Here is a 21,165-nt window from a genome sequence, read left to right on the forward strand (position 1 = left end):
GGGGCCGCACCCGTTTTATCCCGAGCCTAGCCGAGATCCTTGCGGAACCGGCGCATCGGCACATCGAGGGTCACCATGCCCTTGGTCGGCTCGACCGCCGGCAGGGCCATGGTCACCGTCTCGCTCTTGAAGCCGAAGGAGGGATTCAGCTCGATCGAGACATGCACCGCATTGGCCTTGGCCGTGGCCGAGCGCACAATGCCCAGCGCCTTGTTGTCGCGGGTCATCACCACCACCCCGACGAGGGCCTGCGCCACCGCCGCGGTCGACGACCGGGTGCTCACCGTCGCCGTGTCGCGCACCGGTGTGGTGGGGGCGGCGGTATCGCGCCCCTTGGTCGTGCCATGGTCATGGCTGACCCCGAGGCCCGCGCCAACACCGCCGCCAACGCCGCCGGACCCGGCAGATCCGCCGCTGCTGCCGCCGCTGCTGCCACCGCTGCCCGCGCTTTCACCCGAGCTGCCACCGCCGACACCGCCGACACCACCGCCGCCGACACCGCCCAGGGCGTTCGCTGGCAGGGCCAGCATTGTAAATACTGCAATCGTACTGGCGAAAATCGTACCCTGTCTTGATGTTGTCCTATAGGTCATAGGTCACCTCCTGGGTTGTATGTTTCGTCCCTTACTCACCTATAGGGTAACGCCCGGCTGTGTCGATTTCGCGGCAGGGCCCGGCATTTTCTCGAAAGCCCTACTTTATTGAAAGTTTAGGGAAATTTTTGATGGCTCTCCGAAATGTGCCGAAATCAGATCGGAAACAGCCCGCAGCGAAACGCCGGTTGCAGCGCCCGGGCGATTGCGCAAAACTCCGCCCCGGGGAAGAGGAGAGAGCCAATCATGACCGCCAACACAGAGATCACCATCACCGGGGCCCAGGTCGAGGTGTATCGCCACCCGGTCTCGCACCCGGTTGCCACCTCCTTTGGGGTGATGCGCGACCGGCCTGCGGTGTTTTTGCGGCTCGAGGCGGCGGATGGCGCCTTTGGCTGGGGCGAGATTTTCGCCAATTGGCCCGCCGCCGGGGCCGAACACCGCGCCCGCCTGCTGATCGAGGATATGGGCGATCTGCTCAAGGGGCAGAGCTTTGCCAGCCCCGAGGCCGCGTTCGAAAGCCTCACCCGCGCCACCCATATCCGCGCCCTGCAATCGGGCGAATGGGGCCCGTTCCGACAGGTCATCGCCGGGATCGACACCGCGCTCCATGATCTCGTGGCGCGCCGCGCCGGGCGGCCCCTGCGGCAGATGCTCTCCGACAGCGCCGCCGACGCCGTGCCGGCCTATGCCAGCGGCATCGCCATCCGCGACGCCGAACGGATGATCCCCGAGGCCCGCGCCCTCGGCTTTAATCGGTTCAAGGTCAAGGTGGGCTTTGATGACGAGGCCGACCGCGCCCGCCTCGCCGAGTGCCTCGACATGCTCGAGGGGGACGAGATCTTGATGATGGATGCCAATCAGGCCTGGGATCGCACCCGTGCCCTGCGCTTCATCAACGCGGTGGCCGACCCGCGCATCGGCTGGATCGAGGAACCGATCCCCGCCGACGCGCCCGAGGCCGATTGGCAGGCGCTGCGCGAGGCGTCAGAGATCCCGCTCGCCGGGGGCGAAAACCTCGCCGGGTTCGACGGTTTTGCCGAGGCGCTGGCACGGCGGCAATTCACCTTCTATCAGCCCGACGTGGCGAAATGGGGCGGGGTGACCGGCTGTCTGCGCGTCGCCCGCGATGTGCTCGGGGCCGGGGCCACCTATTGCCCGCATTTCCTCGGCGGTCTCATCGGGCTGCAGGCTTCGGCAGGACTTCTGGCGGCGGCGGGCGGCCCCGGCTGGCTCGAGATCGACGTCAATCCGAACCCTCTGCGCGGCGAGGACGACTGGCTCGCCGCCCGGATGCAGGCGGGCGATTTCCGCCTGAGCGACGGGACAGGCAGCAGCGCGGGCCTCGGGCTCGACAGCCCCTGCGACGGGTTTGGCCGGATGCGGACGCTCACCCTGACGCTCTGAGGTCAGGCCCGCGCGGTGGATTTACGCCTCGGCCAGCATCCACCGTGCCGCCTTCTCGGCGATCATCACCGTCGGCGAATTGGTGTTGCCGCTGGTGATCTCGGGCATGACGCTCGCATCCACCACCCGCAGCCCCGCCACCCCCTTGAGCCGCAGCTTCGGGTCAAGCACTGCGCTCGGGTCATCCTCCCGGCCCATCTTGACCGTGCCCACCGGGTGAAAGATCGTCGTGGCAATATCGCCCGCCAGCCGCGCCAGCTCGTCATCGCTTTGATATTGCGGCCCCGGTTTGAACTCTTCGGGGCTGTAGCCCTGCATCGCGGGCTGCGCCATGATATGGCGCGCCTGCCGCAGACTGTCGGCGGCGACCTTGCGATCCTCCTCGGTCGAGAGGTAATTCGGCGTGATCTTGGGCGCGTCGCGGAAATTGCCAGAGCCAATCCGCACATGGCCCCGGCTCGTCGGGTTGAGATTGCACACGCTCACCGTCATCGCCGGGAACGCATGCAGATCCTCGCCAAAGGCCTCAAGGCTCAGCGGCTGCACATGATATTCGAGATTGGCATGGGGCCGCGACGGGTCCGAGCGGGTAAAGGCACCGAGCTGGCTCGGCGCCATGCTCATCGGACCGGAGCGCTTGAACAGATACTCTGCGCCGATCTTCGCCTTGCCGAGCCATGAATTGGCCAGCGTGTTCATCGTCGCCGTGCCCTTGACCTTGAACACCGCGCGGATTTGCAGATGGTCCTGCAGGTTCTCGCCCACCGGCGCGTCGCGCTGCACCTCGATGCCGTGCTGGCGCAACAGATCGCCAGGCCCGATCCCCGAGAGCTGCAGGATTTGTGGCGAATTGACCGCCCCGGCCGAGAGCACAACCTCCCGCGCCGCCCGGATCTCCTTCATCTCGCCGCCGTGATGCACCCGCACCCCGGCACAGCGCAGCCCGCCATCAGCGCCCCGCTCAAGCATCAGCTTTTCGACCTGCGCCTCGGTCCAGACCGTCAGGTTGGCCCGGTCCTTCACCGGGCGCAGAAACGCCTTGGAGGTGTTCCACCGCCAGCCCGACCGTTGATTGACATCGAAATAGGCGACGCCCGCATTGTCGCCGGTGTTGAAATCCTCAACCCTCGGAACCCCGGCCTGCTCGGCGGCCTCGGCAAAACTGTCGAGCACATCCCAGCGCAGCCGCTGCTTTTCGATCCGCCACTCGCCGCCATGGCCATGGTGATCGGAAAACCGGCTGTTGTCGCCGGTCACCGGGTCCGCGCCCTGATCGAGCTTGTAGTGATCCTCATGTGCCATGAAATCCGCGAGCGAGTTCTCCCAGGTCCAGCCGTCCTCACCGCTGAGCCGCGCCCAATTGTCATAATCCCGCGCCTGACCGCGCATGTAGATCATGCCGTTGATCGACGAACAGCCGCCGAGCGTCTTGCCGCGCGGATAGCGCAGCACCCGGCCATTCAGCCCCTTGTCGGCCTCGGTGTGATACATCCAATCGGCCCGCGGATTGCCGATGCAATAGAGATAGCCCACCGGGATATGGATCCACGCATAGCTATCCGCCTTGCCCGCCTCCAGAAGCAACACCCGCCGGCCCGGATCGGCGCTGAGCCGGTTCGCCATGAGACAGCCCGCCGAGCCGCCGCCGATCACGATGTAATCGAACCCCTGTTCCGCCATGCTCACCTCCCTGCGCGACACGATCTCCCGCCACGCGGGCAGGTGCCGCCATCATAAAGACGCGCCCCGCCATTTGCCTAATGACAAAAGCCAAAGTCAGATATTACCGCCGGTTATATCGCGCCCGCGCCGACCGCTACCCGAGCCGCGCGCTCAGCTCCGCCAGCGTCTTGCGATCCGCTTCCGTAAGCTCGGCCCCCCGCGCCCGGAACAATGTCGCCTGCGAGCGCAGCATCAACCCATCCTCAAGGATCTTGAGGTGATTGGCCCGCAGCGTGTCACCGGTCGAGGTGATATCGGCAATCGCCTCGGCGGTCTCATTCTTGACGGTGCCCTCGGTCGCGCCTTGACTGTCGACGAGCTGATAATCCGCAACCCCCGCGCCGCGCAGGAACTCGCGGGTCAGCCGATGGTATTTCGTCGCAATCCGAAGCCGAAACCCGTGCTGCGCCCGAAACGCCGCCGCCGCCGCATCGAGATCGTCGAGCGTCGAGACATCGACCCAGGCCGCCGGCACCGCCAGCACCAGATCGGCGTGGCCAAATCCCAGCTCGGCGAGCTCGCTCACATGGCTCTCCCATTGGCCAAGCTTCTCGCGGATGAGATCGGTCCCGGTGACGCCGAGCTGAATGCGCCCGGCGGCCAGCTCGCGCGGGATTTCCCCCGCCGAGAGCAGCACCAGCTCGACATTCTCGACACCCTCGACAAAGCCCGCATATTCGCGCTCGGACCCCGACCGACCCAGGGTGATGCCCCGGCCCGCGAACCATTCGAACGTCTTTTCCATAAGCCGCCCTTTCGACGGCACGCCCAGCTTGATGCTCATGTCGCGGCTCCCAGCTCGAGGGTCAGGCCGGGCCGGATCACCCCGCCCACCGCCGGGATTTCCCGCCCCGCGCCAAGCTGCCGGGTGAGCGCATCATAGCGCCCGCCGGTGGCGACAGGCGGCAAATCGGGCCGCCCCGGCGCGGTAAAGCCAAAGACGAACCCGTCGTAATATTCCATCTGCGTGCGCCCGTAAGAGGCCTCAAAGGGCAGGGCGGCGGCATCGATCCCCTGCGCGCCAATGGCCTCGAGCCGCGCGGCAAACCGCGTCACCGCCGGGGCAATGGCCGGCAGGTCCACCGCAATATCGCGCAGCTGTTCGAGCGCATCCTCGGACGCGCCGCGCACCGCCAACAGCGCCTCGATCAGCGCCACATCATTTTCCGACAGGGGCGGCATCGCCGCATCCTCGCGCAGCGCCGCAATCCGCGCCGCGACCTCTTCCGGCCCGCGCAGCCCGATCATCGGCCCCGCCGCCGCCATCGGATCCTTCGCCGCCAAAAGCTCGGCCCGCGAGGCCGGCACCGGCGCACGGCCCGAAAACCGCTCGATCAGCGCCCGGAACCGGCGCGGCCGCCAGATATGACGGCGCAGCGCCGCCTTGCGCCGCTCGCTCGTCTCAAGCCCATCGACCGCCGCCATCAGGATACCGATATCGCCCGTCGCGGGCTGTAGCCCCAAGGGGGCCAAGAGCGCGTGAAAGGTCGAAAACACCTCGGCGTCAGAGCGCGCCGCATCGTCGCGGGCAAAGATCTCGAACCCCACCTGAATATATTCATTGGCGCGGTCGGCATCGTCTTCCTGCCGCCGGAACACCTCGCCCGCATAGGTATAGCGCGCCGGCTCCGCCCCATGCGCCATATGCATCTGCACCACTGGCACGGTGAAATCGGGGCGCAGCATCTGCTCGCCGCGCAGCGCGTCCGAGGTGATATAGGCCCGCGCCCGGATATCCTCGCCATAGAGGTCGAGAAGCGTGCCCGCCGGTTGCAGCACGGCGGTTTCGACGGGCAGGGCGCCCGCGGCTTCGAACTGACCGCGCAGACGGGCGGCCTCGGCCAATATGGCGGCGCGATCGGGCATCAGCTGTGGCTTTCGATGATCTCACGGGTGCGCGCGACAAGATCGCCCCGCGCCACTTCGAATTGCGACGGGCGCTCTTTCCACTCTTCGAGCGTGGCGTTCTCGGCAATCTGCGCCCCAAGGATCAGATCCTTGAGCATGATCACGCCTTTATCGAGCTCGTCACCGCCCTGAATGACCGCCACCGGCGATCCGCGCTTGTCCGCGTATTTGAGCTGGTTGCCGAAATTCTTCGGATTGCCGAGATAGACCTCGGCGCGGATCCCGGCGCTGCGCAGCTCCGACACCATCGCCTGATAATCGGCCATCCGCTCGCGGTCCATCACGGTCACGATCACCGGCCCCTGGCCCTCAAGGCTGACCCGGCCCTTGGCCCGCAGCGCCGCCAGCAGCCGGTCGACCCCGATGGAAATCCCCACCGCCGGCACCTTCTGCCCGGTGAACCGCGCCACCAGATCATCATAGCGCCCGCCCCCCGCGACCGAGCCGAACTGCCGTTTGCGGCCCTTCTCGTCGAGAATTTCAAAGGTCAGCTCGGCTTCAAACACCGGCCCGGTGTAATAGCCAAGGCCGCGCACCACCGAGGGATCGATCACGATCCGGTCCGCGCCATAGCCCTGCGCGGTCAGCAGATCCGCAATCTGTTGCAGCTCATCGACACCTTCGGCCCCCATGGCCGAACTGCCAACCGCCGCCCGCAGATTGCTCAGCGTCTCATCGGTGCTCGCGCCCTTCGAGGTCAGAAATGCCAGAACCGGCCCGGCCTGTTCCTCGCTGAGACCGACGCCGTCGATATAGGCCCCCGAGGCGTCAAGCCGCCCCTTGCCCAAGAGCTCGCGCACCCCGGCCTCGCCAACCTTGTCGAACTTGTCGATGGTGCGCAGCACATCATCCTTGCGCGCCTGATCCTCGCCAAGCCCCATGACCTCAAGCACCCCGTTGAGCACTTTGCGGTTGTTGATCCGCACCAGGTAATCACCGCGCGGAATGCCCACCTCTTCGAGCGTGTCCGACAGCATCGCGCAGATCTCGGCATCGGCCGCCATCGAGGCGGTGCCGACCGTGTCCGCGTCACATTGATAGAACTGGCGGAAGCGGCCCGGTCCGGGCTTTTCATTGCGCCACACCGGCCCCATCGCATAACGGCGATAGGGGGTGGGCAGGTCATTGCGGTGCTGGGCATAGACCCGCGCCAGCGGCGCCGTCAGATCATAACGCAGCGCCAGCCAGTCGCCCTTGTCATTGTCATCGGCTTCCTGCCAGGCAAAGACGCCCTCATTCGGCCGGTCCACATCGGGCAGGAACTTGCCCAGCGCCTCGACCGTCTCCACCGCCGAGCTTTCCAGCGCGTCGAACCCGTAGCGATGATAGACCGCCGCGATCCCGTCGAGCATCTCCTTGCGCTGCGTCACATCGCTGCCGAAATAATCGGTGAAACCCTTGGGCGTTTCTGCCTTGGGGCGCGGGGTTTTCTTGGGTTTGGCCATCGGGCGTCTGTCCTTGCCGAAACGTCGTTGCGCGCGGTCTAGCGGATGGCTGGCGCGGGGGCAAGGCGAGGGTGGCTATCGGGGCCGTCTCCGCAGCTCCGCTGGGACTTGCCAGAGCCGCCGGATCGGCCTAGGGGAGGGGCATGGAGCAACTCGAAGAAACCATCGCGCATCTCACCCGGCAGGTCGATGACCTCTCGGATGTGGTGGCGCGTCAGCAAGATCAGATCGACCGGCTGAGCCTCTTCGTCGACAAGCTGATGGAGCGCGAACGCGCCCGCGCCGCCGAAGGCACCGGCGGCATTGTCCTCGGCGACGAGCGACCGCCGCATTACTGACGCGATACCGACGGGTTACCGACGAAGCGCTTTTTCGCACATTCGGTGGGAAAAGCGGGCGATATGTGCGCCTGCCGCCACAGTCGTAATGCCGTCGTTTTACCGACAGCTTACCGACCCACCAAAAGCCCATAAAGAAACCGGCCCACCAAGGGTGGACCGGCTCCTGTCTTCCCAATGATCAGAGACTGATCAGAAGCGGAAGTTGACCTTGGCTTGGTAGGTCATCGCTTCGACGTCGGTGGTGGTGCCACCCACGTTTTCGAACTCGTGGTAGAGCGCTTCACCGCCCACCGAGATGTTCTGCGAGACCATGTGCTCATAGCCTGCGCCAACGAAATAACCGTCTTCGCTGCCGGTGGTGTTGGTGTCAGCTTGCGCATAACCGCCGGTGCCGTAGATCAGGCCATTGCCGACCTTGTAACCGGCGCGGAGCTTGGCACGGAACACGTTCTCGAGGTTGGTGCCGCCACCGAGGTTGATGTCGGCGAAGTCATAGTCGAGACCGCCACCGAGAACCCAGCTGCCCAGGTCGTAATCGTAGCCAGCGCTGATACCGCCGATGACGTCATCGCCATTCAGCGCGCCATTCGAGGACACATCGCCATAGCCGAGCTGGGCACCGCCGTAGAAACCGGTCCAGTCAGGCGACGCGGGCGCCACAGGCGCGGGGGCCACGGTCACCGGCTGTTCGACCACGGGGGCCGAGATGTTGCCAGCATAGGCAGGTGCGGTGATGGCGATGCCTGCTGCGATAGTTGTAAGTGCCTTATACATGGAGTGATCCTCCTGATCTTTCTCTGTGTTCAAGCGCCGGGTGTAGACGGCGCAGATTGTTCGATCGGGCTGATGGTTCATCCCTCATCCGATGGTGGGGAAATCGGTCTCGGCGGGGCAAAGTTCCAGAGGGGATGTTTTGATCGGCGCAACGTTGCTCAAAAGCCACGCACGCTTCGGCGGAAATTGGCCTTCGACTGTGCGAACAAGTAGATGTGATCGCCCGTGCCCTTGTAACGGCAAAATGACAGGGCCGACGAAGGGCTTAAATCACCCCGATATCCGCCAGCGCCGCCGAGAGATCGGCAGGCAGCGCATCATCGCCCTCACGCGCCTCGGTGAGATCGCCCGGGGCATCCCCCGGCGCCAGATAGCGCCAGCCCTGAAAGGGCCGTTTGCGGGCGGTATGGGTGCGGATGATCTCGGGCGCGAGGATGATGGCACAGCGGCGAATCCCGTCCTCGCCAATCACCTCATCGAGCCGCAGAATAGTCTGGCGGCATTGGATATGTCCTTGGATCACCCAATAAATCGACCCGCCGCGCAGCAGCTGATCTTCGCGCTTGGGCCACATCCGGGTGACATGGCGTGCCACATCATCGCCGCGCTCGGCCCGCCGCGCCGCCTGCCATGCGGCGAGGTCCTCGACACTGGTGGTGCCAACGCTCAGCTTGATCAGATTGGTAAAGTCCTGCGCCACAGCCCGCCCCGCGAATTCGGTGATGGGGGCAAGTATGGGCTTTGCGCGGGGAAGTTCAAGCCGCGCTAGCCCGCCAGCCGATGCGCCAGATCATAGTTCATCTGGTGTTCGAACTGGGTAAAGGGCCAGTCGCTGCCCCAGATCAGCCGGTCATCCCCGAGATGCTCGGCCAGAAGATCGCGCAGCGGCGCCATGCGGGCCACATCCTTGGAGCGGTCGGCGCGCGGGTGCACCCGGTAGACCGCCGAGGTCTTGACCCAGAGCCGGTCGCGCGGCTGATCGAGGATCGCCCGCAGCCCGTCATTATTCTCGGTCGAGGTCACCAGCCCGTAGTGGTCGAGCACCACTTTTGAATAGCGGCGCATGAACTCGGGCAGCAGCCGGGGCAGGTGCTGTTCCTCTACATGCAGCTCGATATGCCAGCCGAGACTGTCGACGGCGCTCAGGAGCGGCTGCCAAAGCCCGTGATCGAATCCCTCCGCCCGGCGCAGAAGGTTGAGCCGCAGCCCGGTGATTCCCCGCGCCGCCAGCGCCCGCAGCGCGCCGAGATCCGGCGCAAAGCCGGGATCGAGCACCACAACGCCGCGAAAACAGAGATCGTCGCGCCCCTGCAGCGCGTCCAGCGTCTCGAGCATGTAGCTGTTGTCGGAGCCATAGAAACTTGGCTGAACGAGCAGCGCGCCACGCAGGTTGAAGGCGTTGAGATGGCTGCACAATTCCTCGGGCGTCGCATCATAGCCGGGGGTGTAACGGCGCCCCTCGGCCATGGGGCGGCCCGCGTCGAAGACGTGGCAATGACCGTCAAACCGCCCCTCGGGCAGCTCCATCAAGCTATGTAGTCCAGTGGCGATCATAACGTCCTCCTTGACATATATAGTTCTATATAGAAGTATAGCTGTCAAGGAGGAGACTGGCATGACCCAAGCTGTACTCGCGGGCGACGACCGCATTCCGATTTATCAACGCCTGGCCGATGTGCTGCGCCAAAGCGTGATCGACGGGCAGGTAAAGCCGGGCGACCGGGTGCCGTCGGAAAACGTGCTGGCCGAGGACTATGGCCTGGCCGCGGGCACCGTGCGCAAGGCGCTCGATGTTCTGGTCTCCGAAGGCGTGTTCGAACGGTTTCAGGGCCGCGGCACCTTTGTCCGCCGCCCAAGTTTCGACGCCTCGCTGTTCCGGTTCTTCCGCTTCCGCAGCCCCGAGGGCGAATATTCCGTCCCCGAGAGCCGCATCCTGCGCCGTGAGGTCGAGCCGATGCCGGGCCATGTGGCGCAGGCGCTTGAGCGGCCCGAAGGGGTGCCGGGGATTTCCATGTCGCGCCTGCGTTTGCAGGACGATGTGCCGACGGTGGCCGAAGAAATCTGGCTCGCACATGAGCCATTCCGCGCCTTTGCCGAGATGCCCACGGGCGAGATCGGCGATCTGCTCTATCCGGTCTATGACCGGGTCTGTGGGCAACTCGTGGCGCGGGCCGATGAAACTTTGACTGTCGAGGCCGCCAGCCCCGAGACCGCGCGCCTCTTGCGCGTGGCCGAGGGGACGCCGATCATCGTGATCGAACGGGTGGCCAAAGGCTATGACAACCGGCCCATCGAATGGCGCCGCTCGAGGGGACGGGCGGAGCAGTTCAGCTATCACACGGAGATCCGCTAAGGCGGAGTAAGGGAGGAGACCCAAATGACTTTTTACACCCGTATCGCGGGGGCCGCGCTCATGGCGTTTGGCGCCACTGGCACGCTCTGGGCCGAGGCCCGCGAGGTGCGCATCGCCAGCCATGTCTCGCATTTCTCGCCGCTGCATGCGCAGTCCGAACTGTTTGCCGCCGAGGTCGAAAAGCGGCTGCCGGGTCAGTTCGAGTTCAAGCTCTATCCGGGCGGTCAGCTTGGCAAGGAAAAGGACCTGATGACCAATGTGCAGGCCGGGTCGATCGAGATGATCAACGTGGCCTCGGGCGTGATGAAGCTCGACAAGAAACTTGGCGTGTTCGATCTGCCTTGGCTCTTTGACGACCGCGCCCATGTGCGTCGCGCCATGGCGGCCGGGCTCGAGGATGCGATCCGCTCCCGGGTCGAAGAGGTCGGTAATGTGCAGGTGATCGGCGTCTATGAGAACGGCTTTCGCCATGTGATCAACACGCAGCGCGTCGTGGCCGAGCCCTTTGATCTTGAAGGTCTCAAAATCCGCATCTCGGGCGGCAAGTTCCGCCAGAGCGTGTTCCAGGACATGGGCGCCACCCCGCAAAAAGTGAGCTGGGGCGAGACCTTTACCGCGCTGCAATCGGGTGTCGTCGATGGCGCCGAGGCCGCGACCTATGGCTTCTACGAGCAGAAACATTTCGAGGTGGCGAGCCACCTGTCGCTCACCAGCCATGTCTATACGCCGTCGTTCCTGCTCGCCTCCAATGCGTTCATGGAGAGCCTGACCGACGAGCAGCGCGCCGTCTTCCACGAGGTTGGCCGCGCGATCACTGATCAAGCTTATGAGGCCTCTGCGGCGCTGGAGACCAAGTATTTCGACGAGATGAAAGACAAGCTCGAGATCAACGAGGTCGACCTCAAGGCCTTCAAAGAGGCCACATCGGCAAGCTATGACAGCTATGTCGAGGGGCAGGGCGACGACTATCTCGTCTTTGTGCGCGACACCGCAGAGCAGTGATGCTGCGCCTCGTCGACAAGCTGGCCGAGGGCATCGCGATCCTGTGTTTCGTGGTGTCCTCAGGCTTTATCTTTCTCAATGTGCTGAACCGTTATCTGGTGCTCGGCCTGATGCGCGATTGGGCCAAGGACTATGAAGACCTGCGCCCCGCCTATTTCGCGCTGCGCGATGTGCTGGGCGGGGTGGTGGTCACCGCCGATGAGGTGCCCGGGCTGCTTTTGGTCTGGGTCGCCTTTCTCGGCGCCTATCTCGCCATGCGGCGCGAGGGGCATATCGCCTTTGATCTCGTGCTCGACAATCTCAGCGGTCGCTGGAAACGCGCAGCAGAGGGGCTCAACGCGGCGCTGATCCTCGGCTTTCTCGTCATGCTGTTCTGGCAATCCATCCGGATGATCCGGGTCTCTGGCGCGACCGAGATCGAAACCGCAGAGATCGCGCAGGGCTGGTTCATGCTGATCCTGCCGCTGGCGGCACTCCTGCTCGCCCTGGCCGCGATGACCCGGTTTCTCGCGCCGAAAGAGGATGAAATGTAATGGTTTGGCTGGTTCTTCTCATCCTCATGCTGATGATCTTTTTCGGCATGCCCATCGGCTTTGCCCTGATGATCACGGCGGCGATTGCCATGCTTCTGTCGGGCATCGATCTGATCATGGCGCCGATCCAGATGTTTTCGGGCGTCAACAAGGTGGTGCTGCTCGCCATCCCGCTCTTTATCTTCATGGGCGAGCTGATGGGCGCGACCTCGATCTCGGACCGGATCATCAATCTGGCGCGCGCCCTTGTGGGCTGGATGCGCGGCGGGCTGGCGCATGTAAATGTCGTGACCTCGATGTTCATGGCCGAGATGTCCGGCTCGGCCGTGGCCGATGCCGCCGTCATGTCCAAGATCTTTGTGCCCTCGATGGAAAAGCAGGGCTATCCGCGCAGCTTTGCCGCCGCCGTCACCGCGACGAGCGCGACGCTCGGCATCATCATCCCGCCGTCGATCCCGATGGTGCTCTATGGGGTGACGACGAACACCTCGATCAAGGATCTCTTTGTCGCGGGGATCATTCCCGGCCTGATCTTGGGCGGGGCGTTCATGATCACCAGCTATATCTTTGCCCGCAAAGAAGGCCATCCGGTCGACGCACAGTTCGAACTGCCGCGACTGGGCCGGGCGTTCAAGGCGGCACTGGTGCCGCTGCTCATCCCGGTGCTGGTGGTGGGTGGTCTCATTGGCGGCTTTGTCACGCCGACCGAGGCGGCGACGCTCGGCGTGGTGGCCGCGCTCATCTATGGCTGGCCCATTCGTCGCGATCTCGATTTCCGGCGGGTCTACGGGCTGGCCTCGGCCACGGTGCGGCAGACTTCGGTGGTGATGATGATCATCGCCGGCTCGGCGGTGCTCGGTCAGTATCTCGCGAATGAGCAGATCCCGCAGAAAATCGCCAGCGGGCTTGGCGGGCTGACCGACAGTTTCTTCCTGCGGATGCTGCTGATCAATATCTTCCTGCTGCTTCTGGGCATGTTCCTGCACGCCTCGGCCGCGATCATCGTGGTGGTGCCGATGCTGCTACCGCTCAGCCGCGAGATGGGGATCGATCCGGTGCATTTCGGGGTGATCGTCTGTCTCAACCTCGGCATCGGTCAGCAGACCCCGCCAGTGGCCTCGGTGCTGCTCACGGTCTGTTCGGCCACCGGGCTCAAGATCGAACAGGTGATGGGCTATTGCAAATGGTTCATCCTTGCGATGTTCGTCACGCTGATGATCGTGAGTTTCACGCCGCTGACGGCGTTGGCGCTGCTCTAGACCAGAGGCACGGCCAAGGATCAGGAGGGGGCGGGATCCGCCCCCTTTTCCTTTTGCAGCTCGGGCAGGGAACATTGGCCGATCTGGGCAAGCGTGATGCTCGTCTCGGATTTGAGCGTCTCCCAAAGACGGTTGAGCCCCTCTTCGCCCCCCGCCGCGATGGCGAATTGCAGGATGCGGCCGAGAAAGGTGAAATTCGCGCCGGAGGCATAGCATTTCACCACATCTTCGCCCGAGCGTAGCCCGGTGTCGTAAAAGATCGGCATGCTCTCCCCGAGGGCCGCGCGCATCGGCGCGAGCTGTGAGAAGGGGCAGGGGCTGCTCTCCAACTGCCGCGCGCCATGGCTCGACACCTGGATCGCATCGACGCCCGAACGGGCCAGCCTCTGGGCGTCCTCGATATCGAGCACGCCTTTGACCACGAGCTTGCCGGGCCACATGTCGCGCAGCCGGTCGAGCGTGTCCCACGTGGCGCGGGCGCGGCTCTCGGTGCGGTCGAAAGTGTAGCCATCGCGCAGGAAATTCGCCATATCGGGGCGGCCCTTCAGAAGCGTCGTGAGCGACCAGCGCGGGTGCAGGGCAAAATCGATGAATTGTTTCGGCCCGATGCGGAAGGGCATGGTAAACCCATGGCGCAATTCGCGCGGACGGCGGCCGACTTCTGGCACATCGACGGTGAGCACGATCGTCTCATAGCCCGCGTCGCGCGCCCGTTCGACCAGCTTGAACGTGCCGCTGCCATCGCCGGAGAAATAGAGCTGAAACCAGGCGTTGCCTTCCGCCGTCTCGATCATCTCTTCCATCGGGGTCGAGGCCACGGTCGACACGCCCAGCGGCACGTTTTCCCGCGCCGCCAGCCGTGCCAGCATCAGATCCGCGCCGGGGCCGGAGAGGTTGCACATGCCCATCGGTGCGATGCCAAAGGGCGCGCCGGCCTCTTTGCCAAAGAGCGGCACGGCGAGGCTGCGGGCGCTGACATTGCGCAGGATACGCGGGCAGAGCTCCATCCGGTCGAGCGCGTCCCGAGTGCGTCCGGCCCCTGTTTCGCGCCCCGCTGCCCCGTCGATATAGTCAAAGACCAGCCGGGGCAGATGACGCCGGGCCAGACGACGGGCGTCGTCGCTGCCATGGATATGCTTATGTGCCGTGCCGAACATGATCAGGGCAGGGGGACAATCAGCACGAATTTGAAGAGCGCATAAAACGCCCCCATCACCACCGCGCCGCTTAGCCCAAAGATGAGGGCCGTGCGTGCGTCCCAGCGGTCATGCATCGCGGCGATCAGCCCCCCGGCAAAGGCGATGGCGCCAGAGGCCAGAAACCCGATGCTCGGCATGGTGAGCGCACAGGCAAAGAGCGCCGCGACCAGCAACAGCCTGCGCCACCAGATGTCCGCCCCGAACCCGCCATTGTCCGACGGGTGCAAGAGCCGCCAGACGAGCGAGCCGAGCGCCGTGATGATAAGCAGGATCGCAACGGTCTGCGGAAAGACTTGGCTGTCGCGGTCGGCATAGCCTTGGGTGTCCCAGAGCGTCACGACCCCGGCCAGCACCATCACCGCCGAGACGGCGAGCGAACCGATCTGTCCTTCGGATGTTTGCGGACGGCTCATGTGTGACGCTCCTCTTTGCGGGCGCGGCGGCGCGCCATAAGCGGCGGCAGGATCAACGTGACGAGGGTAAATGCGAGGATTGCCTGGCTGATCGGACGGCCAAAGAACATGCCGGTGAGATTGCCGGTGGCGGCGCCGATGGTCCAGCCTTGGACAAAACCCTGTTCGGCAATCGGGCCGAGGATCAGGCCGAGCACGATGGGCGAGGCGGCAAAGCCAAAGCGTCCGATGATCCAGCCAAAGACGCCGAGGCCCAGCATGATGAGCACGTCCGAGACGCTGTTGCGGATGGCAAAGGTGCCGATGATCGTCATGAAGGCCACCGAGGGCACCAGAACCGCCTTGGGGATGGTGACGATGGATTTATAGGCATAGCGCCCGATCAAGAGGCCGGCGGGCAGCATCAGCACCGTGGCGATGAGCAGCCCGTAGATGAAGGTAAAGACGATCGAGCCACTTTGCTGAAACATCGTGGGCCCGGTGCGCACGCCCTGCACCAAAAGCGCGCCAAGCACGATGGCATCGGGCGGCGTGCCGGGAATGCCGAGCACGAGGGTCGGGATAAACCCGCCGCCGACGGTGGCGTTGTTGGCGCTCTCCACGGCCATGATGCCATCAGGCTCGCCCTCACCGAATTTCTGATGCGGTTTGGCGGTGCGTTTCGCCTCGGAATAGGCGACGAGCCCCGCGACCGAGCCGCCCGCACCGGGCAGAATGCCAACGAGCGTGCCAATGACCGAGGACCGGATGAGATTGACCTTGGAGCGCATGGCCAGGCGGAACGCCTCGCCGATACGGACCGAGCGCACGTCGTCTTCGACCTTGAGGTGACGGTCAGGGACCGCCACGAGATCGATCAAGACCGGGATACAGTAGAGGCCGATGAGCGCACTCACCACGCCAAAGCCCCCGATGAGCATCTGACTGCCAAAGGTGAGGCGGATATCGGCGGAAATCTCGGCCACGCCGACGCAGGACAGCAGCATGCCAAAGGCACCGCCCGCGAGCCCTTTCATCAGGTTGCCGGTCGACAGCGACGCGATGAGCGAGAGCCCAAAGATCGACAGCCAGAAATATTCGATAGGTCCAAAAGCCAGCGCCACCTTGGACAGGGGCGGGGCGAGGAAGAGAAGCGCCAGCGCGCCCACCAGCCCGCCCACCACAGAGGCGAAACAGGCCAGCGCCACCGCCAGATCGCCATCGCCGCGCTTGGCCATGGGATAGCCGTCAAAGGTGGTGGCAATGGCCGAGGGCGTGCCCGGTGTGTTGAGCAGGATTGCCGCATAGGCACCGCCGTAGATGGCGCCGGTATAGATCGCCCCCAGCAGGATCAGCGCCGAGGCGGGTTCCATGCTGAAGGTGATCGGCACCAGCACCGCCAGTGCCATGGTTGCGGTCAGCCCGGGGATCGAGCCTACGACCGTTCCGGCGACCACACCGAACAGCGCAAGCGCGAGGTTCAGCGGGGTGAGCGCCGATAGAAAATGGCCAAATTCCATAGTGTCTTGTCCCGGGCTGAACGCGTCGTCTTACTTGATGAGACCGGCTTCACGAGCATCCTTGAGATACTCTTCGGCGCGCGCCTTCATAAAGTCGTCCATCTCTGCCACGCCCACATCGAGCATCGCGAAACCACCGTCGAGCATCTGCTGACGGAAGGCCGGATCGGCATTGATATCGGCGATCATGTCGGACCAGAGCTTGGTCGTCTCTTCGCTGGCCGTATTGGGCAGGGCAATGCCGCGATAGGCGCCGCCCACCATGTCAAAGCCAAGCTCCTTGAAGGTCGGCACATCGGGGAAGAGCGGGTGACGCTCATCCATGGCCACAGCCAGAAGCCGCACCTGATCGCCCTGTTTGGCGCCCACGGTGGTATAGCCCCATTCGGCCTTGACCTGATTGCCCAAGAGCGCGGTCACCGCCGCCCCGGTGCCTTTGAACGGCACATAGGTGGTCTGAATGCCCGCCATCTTGTCGAACTTGATCTGCGCCAGATGGTTGGCGCTGGCCTTGCCCGAACCGGACATGGTGACCTGGGCCGGGTTGGCCTTGGCGTCGTCGATCAGATCCTGAAGCGTCTGATAGGGGCTGTCGGCCCGCACCACGATCGCATCGGGGGTAAAGTGGAACATATAGGCGAGGTTCAGATCCTCGGTGGTAAAGCCCACGTCCTTTTGCGCCGGTTTGATGATGATATGGGGCAGGTTCACGCCCATGATCGTCTGGCCATCCCCGGTCAGCCCGTTGAGCGAGGCCCAACCCACGGCACCACCGCCGCCCGGCTGATAGGAAATCACCAGGTCTTCGCCGAATTTATCTTTGAAATAAGGCTGTTGAAAGCGGGCCGAAATATCGGATTCACCGCCCGGGCCGAAGGGAATGATATAGTTTACCGGGCCGTTGATCTCGGCCGAAGCCGCACCGCTCAGCCCGGCGGTCACGGCAAGCGCCGCACCCAGTTTCAAAATGGATCGTCTCAGCATGTTAGTCCTCCCTTTATTGTTATGCTGATGCAGGATCAGACCGCTTGCGCGGGGCTCATTGGGCGTTCTTCTCCCGCAACGCCGTCATGAACCTGTCGCGGATGGTCACAGGATCCTTGGTGATGACCGGAACCGGAATGTTCCCGCTTTCACATTTGCAGACGATGATGGTCATCTTGTCGCCCGTCAATGCCTGTTCCATGACATCGGCACAGTCTTCGGCCGCGCATTCGATCACATTCTCACAGCCGCAGGCCTGGGCCACAGCGGTGAGAGAGGTTTTCTTGCCCGCATAGGTCGGCTGATCGCCGGTCGAGCCATAGCTGCCATTGTCGATGATCAGCAGGATGAAATTGTCGGCCACGTTGTTGGCAATGGTGGGCAGGGTGCCGAAATTGGTCAGGACCGAGCCATCACCGTCGATCGAGATCACCTTCTGTTTCTGCGCCAGCGCGAGGCCGAGACCGATCGAGGAAGACAGGCCCATGGTGCCCAGCATGTAGAAATTCGTCGGCTGATCGTCGAGCATATGCAGTTCCTGGCTCGGCAGGCCAATGTTGCAGACCACGAAATGGTCCGAGATCATCGGAATCAGCGTTTTGAGAACGTCGGAGCGGATCATATCAGTAACCTCCCCAGAAGGACGCATCGGTGAGGATCGCCACCGGCTTGTTGCACATGAACGTGTATTTCAGGATCTTGTCGAATTCCTCGGCATCGGATTGCCGGTGGAAATGGAAGGTCGGGATGTGCATCTGGTCGAGCAGCGCCTTGGTGTGCACCGCCATTTCGACCTGACAGGCCACCGGCTCGCCAAGCTCGCCACGATAGGAAATCAGCATCGGCAGCGGCATCCGGTAGTATTGGATGAGCGTCGCCAGCGTGTTGATCGTCACGCCAAGGGCGGTGTTCTGCATGATGATGGCGGGGCGTTTGCCGCCCATGAATGCCCCGGCGCAGAGACCCATGCCCTCGTCTTCTTTGTTCGACGGAATGTGCAGGATGTCCGGATGCGCGTCGATTTTGTCGATCACCCCGGCCAGCTGTTTGCACGGCACGGTGGTGACGAACGAGACATCATTGGCGACGAGATCAGCCACCAGCTTGTCGTTAATGTCCAACGAGTAATCCCCCCTAAAGGTGTGTATTGGACGAGCGTGGGTGAAAACCGTAATTTTCACAAACCATATATTTTTGCATTTATGTAAAGGTGGTGTTTACATTGCGGCAGAATCGCCAGCCCGAGGTAAAGCCACGCATGTCCATCTCGCTCTTTCGCACCCTGATCGCCATCTCCGAGACCGGGAGTTTCAGTGCCGCGGCCAACCAAGTGTTCGTCACCCATGCCGCGGTCGGCCAGCAGATGAAGCGGCTCGAGGATCAGCTCGGCGTGGCGCTCTTTGACCGGTCGGAAAAATCGCCGCGTCTCAACCAGTTGGGCAAGGCGCTGGTCCCCAAGGCGCGCGAGGTGGTGGCCGCCTATGACACCATCCTCGACGATCTTACCGGCGATCCGGCGCTGATTGGCGAGCTGATCCTCGGCGCGGTGCCCTCGACCATTCGCGGCCTCATCCCGCAGGTGATCAAGCGGCTCATCACCGCCTATCCCGATCTGCGGGTGCGGGTGACGCCGGGGCTGACGCCTGATTTGCAGGACGAGGTGGAAAGGGGCTCGGTCGATGCGGCAGTGCTCAGCAAACCGGCGCGAGTCGGCCGGCATCTCAACTGGGTGCCCTTTGTCGAGGAACGGCTCGTCCTGCTCGCCGCCCCAGAGGTCGAGGAAAGCGATCCGGCGCGGATCTTTGCCACCATGCCGTATATCCGGCACACGAATAAATCCTCGGTGGGCATTCTCGCCGATGATTGGCTCGCGGCGCAGAAGATCGAAGTGAATGACATGATGGAAATGGGGTCGCTGGAAAACCTCGCGACCATGGTGGCGCATAATCTCGGCGTCTCCGTGGTGCCCGATATCTGCGTGCCCGATCCGGTCTTTGAGGCGCTGCGCAAGATCCCCCTTGGCCCGACCGCCGCGTCGCGGGAGCTCGGTGTTTTGACCCGGGCGGATTGCTCCAAGATGCGGCTGGTCGAACGGCTGCTCGACGAAATCCGAACGGTGGTCGCGGCCCATGCCCCGCCCGAGAATGTTTAGGCGCGTTTTACATTTCTTTAAAAATCTTTGATTTGCGAAAGATGTCGTTTCAAAGCACCATCGTGGCCTGACGGACCCTGCCGGTCCTTACCTGACATTAGACTGAAGGATCACAGCACCGATGAGCAAGGGCGTGAGCGCAGAGGCCGCAGGCCGGATCGAAGCGATTGTGGGGGCCAAGGGCATTCGCCCCGCCGCAGAGGCGCAACGCTATATGGAGGACCCGCGCGACAGATTCACCGGCAAGGCGGGGCTCGTCGTGATGCCCGACACCACGGAAGATCTGGCCGAGGTGGTGCGGCTCTGCGGGGCGGAGGGCATCGCGCTCATCCCCTATGGCGGTGGCACCGGCGTGGTGGCCGGGCAGCTGTCGCTGGATCGCGATGACGTGGTGATCCTGTCGCTTGAACGGATGAACCGCATCCGCGAGATCCGCGCCGATGATGGGGTGATGGTGGTCGAAGCGGGCTGTGTCCTCGAAAACGTCCATGCCGCCGCCGCCGAACACGGGCTGCAATTCCCGCTCGGCATGGCGAGCAAGGGCAGCTGTACCATCGGCGGCAATCTGGCCACGAATGCCGGCGGCATTCAGGTGCTGCGCCATGGCAATGCCCGTGATCTCTGCCTCGGGATCGAGGCGGTGCTGCCCTCGGGGGAGATCCTGCGTGAGCTGAGCCCTTTGCGCAAAAACAACACCGGGTTCGACCTGCGGCATCTGCTGATCGGCAGCGAGGGCACGCTGGGCATCATCACCGCTGCCACGCTCATCGTGAAACCGATCGAACCTGAGGTGGTCACGGTCTTTGCCGCCGTGCCGGGCCCGGCCGAGGCGCTGGCGCTCTATCAGGGGATGCGGCGGCAGCTCGGCGAGGCGGTGAGCGGCATCGAGCTCATGAGCGGTTTCGGCGTTGGGCTGGTGACCGGGCATTTTGCCAATCTGCGCAACCCTCTGGCCGAGCCGAGCGAATGGTATGTGCTGACCGAGCTGGCCGGTCATGCGGGGCTTCAGGACAATGTCGAGGGCTTCTTCGGCGAAGAGATCGAGGCAGGCCGGATCGCCGATGCGGTTCTGGCAAGTTCCGAGGCACAGCGCCAGGCGCTCTGGGATCTGCGCGAACACACGCCCGAGGCCAACCGATTGACCGGCGCGATCTGCAGCAGCGACACCTCGGTGCCCATCGCCTCGGTCGAACGGTTTGTGTCCGAGACCCATGCGGCGCTGGCGAAACTGCACCCCGGGCTGCGCGTCAACAGCTATGGCCATATCGGCGACGGCAACATTCACCACAATGTCTTTCCACCCGAGGGCGTGACCAAACCCGATTTCGTGGGTGCCACGCCGGGTATCATCGAGGCGGTGCGCATGGCGATCAACGAGGTGACCGTCGCCTGCGATGGCGCGATCAGCGCCGAGCACGGGATCGGGCGGCTCAAGGTCAATGACCTCGCGCGCTATGCCCAGCCTGCCAAGCTCAACACGATCCGGGCGATCAAGGCGGCGATGGACCCCAAGAATATTCTCAACCCCGGTGCCCTCATCGGTTGAGCCAGCAAAGCGGCGGAAACGAAAAACGCGGCCCC

General features: G+C 63.9%; 22 protein-coding genes. 8 read left to right on the forward strand and 14 right to left on the reverse strand.

The genetic code is table 11. The annotated features are described in order from the left end of the window. Positions 1–26: 26 nt before the first annotated feature. Positions 27–530 carry a hypothetical protein gene (locus tag WA237_RS15050; protein WP_336098625.1) on the reverse strand — a complete coding sequence of 168 codons (504 nt, stop codon included), beginning with the start codon at positions 528–530 and terminating at the stop codon, positions 27–29. Positions 531–839: 309 nt separating this feature from the next. Between WA237_RS15050 and WA237_RS15055 the strand changes: the two genes are divergently transcribed. Continuing rightward, positions 840–2,000, forward strand: coding sequence for a mandelate racemase/muconate lactonizing enzyme family protein (locus WA237_RS15055; RefSeq protein WP_336098626.1), 1,161 nt, complete (start codon positions 840–842; stop codon positions 1,998–2,000). A 21-nt stretch (positions 2,001–2,021) separates the two neighbouring features. Here WA237_RS15055 and WA237_RS15060 read toward each other — a convergent pair whose 3' ends face one another. The 4 genes from WA237_RS15060 to hisS all read right to left on the reverse strand — a co-directional run bounded on the left by WA237_RS15060 (position 2,022) and on the right by hisS (position 7,075). Then, complete coding sequence (locus WA237_RS15060; RefSeq protein WP_336098628.1) at positions 2,022–3,680, reverse strand: GMC family oxidoreductase; 1,659 nt, start codon at positions 3,678–3,680, stop codon at positions 2,022–2,024. Positions 3,681–3,816: 136 nt separating this feature from the next. Continuing rightward, positions 3,817–4,506: an ATP phosphoribosyltransferase gene (hisG, locus tag WA237_RS15065; protein WP_336098631.1), complete on the reverse strand. Its 690-nt coding sequence runs from the start codon at positions 4,504–4,506 to the stop codon at positions 3,817–3,819. Beyond that, the gene (locus WA237_RS15070) at positions 4,503–5,588 is read right to left on the reverse strand and encodes an ATP phosphoribosyltransferase regulatory subunit (RefSeq protein ID WP_009814661.1); all 1,086 of its coding nucleotides are present in this window, start codon (positions 5,586–5,588) and stop codon (positions 4,503–4,505) included. The genes hisG and WA237_RS15070 overlap by 4 nt, the downstream gene beginning before the upstream one ends. Then, positions 5,588–7,075, reverse strand: coding sequence for a histidine--tRNA ligase (hisS, locus tag WA237_RS15075; RefSeq protein WP_336098632.1), 1,488 nt, complete (start codon positions 7,073–7,075; stop codon positions 5,588–5,590). The genes WA237_RS15070 and hisS overlap by 1 nt, the downstream gene beginning before the upstream one ends. Positions 7,076–7,218: 143 nt before the next feature. On the opposite strand from hisS, the gene WA237_RS15080 reads away from it, so the two are divergent. Beyond that, a complete protein-coding gene (locus tag WA237_RS15080) occupies positions 7,219–7,413 on the forward strand; it encodes a SlyX family protein (protein ID WP_336098633.1) in 195 nt (64 codons plus the stop codon). 192 nt (positions 7,414–7,605) lie between these two features. Here the strand turns inward: WA237_RS15080 and WA237_RS15085 are convergent, their stop codons facing one another. From WA237_RS15085 to WA237_RS15095, 3 genes are all read right to left on the reverse strand, one after another. Continuing rightward, entirely contained in the window at positions 7,606–8,190 is a 585-nt protein-coding gene (locus WA237_RS15085; protein ID WP_336098635.1) for an outer membrane protein, read from the reverse strand. 265 nt (positions 8,191–8,455) lie between these two features. Next, positions 8,456–8,890 carry a DUF1489 family protein gene (locus tag WA237_RS15090; protein WP_009814665.1) on the reverse strand — a complete coding sequence of 145 codons (435 nt, stop codon included), beginning with the start codon at positions 8,888–8,890 and terminating at the stop codon, positions 8,456–8,458. 65 nt (positions 8,891–8,955) lie between these two features. Continuing rightward, entirely contained in the window at positions 8,956–9,744 is a 789-nt protein-coding gene (locus WA237_RS15095; protein ID WP_336098636.1) for an amidohydrolase family protein, read from the reverse strand. A 61-nt stretch (positions 9,745–9,805) separates the two neighbouring features. Between WA237_RS15095 and WA237_RS15100 the strand changes: the two genes are divergently transcribed. From WA237_RS15100 to WA237_RS15115, 4 genes are read left to right on the forward strand one after another with little or no spacing between them, the layout of a single operon-like run. After that, complete coding sequence (locus tag WA237_RS15100) at positions 9,806–10,543, forward strand: GntR family transcriptional regulator (RefSeq protein WP_009814667.1); 738 nt, start codon at positions 9,806–9,808, stop codon at positions 10,541–10,543. A gap of 24 nt (positions 10,544–10,567) precedes the next feature. Continuing rightward, positions 10,568–11,545 carry a TRAP transporter substrate-binding protein gene (locus tag WA237_RS15105; RefSeq protein ID WP_336098638.1) on the forward strand — a complete coding sequence of 326 codons (978 nt, stop codon included), beginning with the start codon at positions 10,568–10,570 and terminating at the stop codon, positions 11,543–11,545. Next, positions 11,545–12,078 (forward strand): TRAP transporter small permease, encoded by a 534-nt coding sequence (locus WA237_RS15110; RefSeq protein ID WP_336098640.1) that lies wholly within the window; start codon positions 11,545–11,547, stop codon positions 12,076–12,078. Before WA237_RS15105 ends, WA237_RS15110 begins: the two co-directional genes overlap by 1 nt. Then, entirely contained in the window at positions 12,078–13,337 is a 1,260-nt protein-coding gene (locus WA237_RS15115; protein WP_009814670.1) for a TRAP transporter large permease, read from the forward strand. Before WA237_RS15110 ends, WA237_RS15115 begins: the two co-directional genes overlap by 1 nt. Positions 13,338–13,357: 20 nt before the next feature. Here WA237_RS15115 and WA237_RS15120 read toward each other — a convergent pair whose 3' ends face one another. Genes WA237_RS15120 through comD form a run of 6 tightly spaced genes read right to left on the reverse strand, consistent with a single transcriptional unit; the run spans position 13,358 to position 18,553 of the window. Beyond that, positions 13,358–14,494 carry an alpha-hydroxy acid oxidase gene (locus WA237_RS15120; RefSeq protein ID WP_336098643.1) on the reverse strand — a complete coding sequence of 379 codons (1,137 nt, stop codon included), beginning with the start codon at positions 14,492–14,494 and terminating at the stop codon, positions 13,358–13,360. A gap of 2 nt (positions 14,495–14,496) precedes the next feature. Continuing rightward, on the reverse strand, positions 14,497–14,949 hold the full coding sequence (locus WA237_RS15125; RefSeq protein WP_336098645.1) for a tripartite tricarboxylate transporter TctB family protein: 453 nt from the start codon (positions 14,947–14,949) through the stop codon (positions 14,497–14,499). Further along, positions 14,946–16,448: a tripartite tricarboxylate transporter permease gene (locus WA237_RS15130; RefSeq protein ID WP_009814673.1), complete on the reverse strand. Its 1,503-nt coding sequence runs from the start codon at positions 16,446–16,448 to the stop codon at positions 14,946–14,948. Before WA237_RS15130 ends, WA237_RS15125 begins: the two co-directional genes overlap by 4 nt. A gap of 30 nt (positions 16,449–16,478) precedes the next feature. Next, positions 16,479–17,432 carry a Bug family tripartite tricarboxylate transporter substrate binding protein gene (locus tag WA237_RS15135; protein WP_040618080.1) on the reverse strand — a complete coding sequence of 318 codons (954 nt, stop codon included), beginning with the start codon at positions 17,430–17,432 and terminating at the stop codon, positions 16,479–16,481. 55 nt (positions 17,433–17,487) lie between these two features. Then, entirely contained in the window at positions 17,488–18,054 is a 567-nt protein-coding gene (gene comE / locus WA237_RS15140; RefSeq protein ID WP_009814675.1) for a sulfopyruvate decarboxylase subunit beta, read from the reverse strand. Position 18,055: 1 nt separating this feature from the next. Beyond that, on the reverse strand, positions 18,056–18,553 hold the full coding sequence (gene comD, locus WA237_RS15145; protein ID WP_009814676.1) for a sulfopyruvate decarboxylase subunit alpha: 498 nt from the start codon (positions 18,551–18,553) through the stop codon (positions 18,056–18,058). Between the two features lie 137 nt (positions 18,554–18,690). Here comD and WA237_RS15150 point away from each other — a divergent pair, with 137 nt between their 5' ends. Both WA237_RS15150 and WA237_RS15155 read left to right on the forward strand, forming a co-directional pair. Next, a complete protein-coding gene (locus WA237_RS15150; protein WP_009814677.1) occupies positions 18,691–19,584 on the forward strand; it encodes a LysR family transcriptional regulator in 894 nt (297 codons plus the stop codon). 121 nt (positions 19,585–19,705) lie between these two features. Then, positions 19,706–21,130, forward strand: coding sequence for an FAD-binding oxidoreductase (locus WA237_RS15155; protein ID WP_336098648.1), 1,425 nt, complete (start codon positions 19,706–19,708; stop codon positions 21,128–21,130). Positions 21,131–21,165 lie beyond the last annotated feature (35 nt).

The organism is Roseovarius sp. CH_XMU1461 (genome assembly GCF_037027165.1).
In the GTDB taxonomy this organism is placed as follows: Bacteria; Pseudomonadota; Alphaproteobacteria; order Rhodobacterales; family Rhodobacteraceae; genus Roseovarius; species Roseovarius nubinhibens.

What these genes read in the sequence shown, in the direction of transcription:
- WA237_RS15050 (WP_336098625.1), bottom strand. Translation starts at nt 530, where the DNA reads ATGCTGGCCCTGCCAGCGAACGCCCTGGGCGGTGTCGGCGGCGGTGGT.
- WA237_RS15055 (WP_336098626.1), top strand. Translation starts at nt 840, where the DNA reads ATGACCGCCAACACAGAGATCACCATCACCGGGGCCCAGGTCGAGGTG.
- WA237_RS15060 (WP_336098628.1), bottom strand. Translation starts at nt 3,680, where the DNA reads ATGGCGGAACAGGGGTTCGATTACATCGTGATCGGCGGCGGCTCGGCG.
- hisG (WP_336098631.1), bottom strand. Translation starts at nt 4,506, where the DNA reads ATGAGCATCAAGCTGGGCGTGCCGTCGAAAGGGCGGCTTATGGAAAAG.
- WA237_RS15070 (WP_009814661.1), bottom strand. Translation starts at nt 5,588, where the DNA reads ATGCCCGATCGCGCCGCCATATTGGCCGAGGCCGCCCGTCTGCGCGGT.
- hisS (WP_336098632.1), bottom strand. Translation starts at nt 7,075, where the DNA reads ATGGCCAAACCCAAGAAAACCCCGCGCCCCAAGGCAGAAACGCCCAAG.
- WA237_RS15080 (WP_336098633.1), top strand. Translation starts at nt 7,219, where the DNA reads ATGGAGCAACTCGAAGAAACCATCGCGCATCTCACCCGGCAGGTCGAT.
- WA237_RS15085 (WP_336098635.1), bottom strand. Translation starts at nt 8,190, where the DNA reads ATGTATAAGGCACTTACAACTATCGCAGCAGGCATCGCCATCACCGCA.
- WA237_RS15095 (WP_336098636.1), bottom strand. Translation starts at nt 9,744, where the DNA reads ATGATCGCCACTGGACTACATAGCTTGATGGAGCTGCCCGAGGGGCGG.
- WA237_RS15100 (WP_009814667.1), top strand. Translation starts at nt 9,806, where the DNA reads ATGACCCAAGCTGTACTCGCGGGCGACGACCGCATTCCGATTTATCAA.
- WA237_RS15105 (WP_336098638.1), top strand. Translation starts at nt 10,568, where the DNA reads ATGACTTTTTACACCCGTATCGCGGGGGCCGCGCTCATGGCGTTTGGC.
- WA237_RS15110 (WP_336098640.1), top strand. Translation starts at nt 11,545, where the DNA reads ATGCTGCGCCTCGTCGACAAGCTGGCCGAGGGCATCGCGATCCTGTGT.
- WA237_RS15115 (WP_009814670.1), top strand. Translation starts at nt 12,078, where the DNA reads ATGGTTTGGCTGGTTCTTCTCATCCTCATGCTGATGATCTTTTTCGGC.
- WA237_RS15120 (WP_336098643.1), bottom strand. Translation starts at nt 14,494, where the DNA reads ATGTTCGGCACGGCACATAAGCATATCCATGGCAGCGACGACGCCCGT.
- WA237_RS15125 (WP_336098645.1), bottom strand. Translation starts at nt 14,949, where the DNA reads ATGAGCCGTCCGCAAACATCCGAAGGACAGATCGGTTCGCTCGCCGTC.
- WA237_RS15130 (WP_009814673.1), bottom strand. Translation starts at nt 16,448, where the DNA reads ATGGAATTTGGCCATTTTCTATCGGCGCTCACCCCGCTGAACCTCGCG.
- WA237_RS15135 (WP_040618080.1), bottom strand. Translation starts at nt 17,432, where the DNA reads ATGCTGAGACGATCCATTTTGAAACTGGGTGCGGCGCTTGCCGTGACC.
- comE (WP_009814675.1), bottom strand. Translation starts at nt 18,054, where the DNA reads ATGATCCGCTCCGACGTTCTCAAAACGCTGATTCCGATGATCTCGGAC.
- WA237_RS15150 (WP_009814677.1), top strand. Translation starts at nt 18,691, where the DNA reads ATGTCCATCTCGCTCTTTCGCACCCTGATCGCCATCTCCGAGACCGGG.
- WA237_RS15155 (WP_336098648.1), top strand. Translation starts at nt 19,706, where the DNA reads ATGAGCAAGGGCGTGAGCGCAGAGGCCGCAGGCCGGATCGAAGCGATT.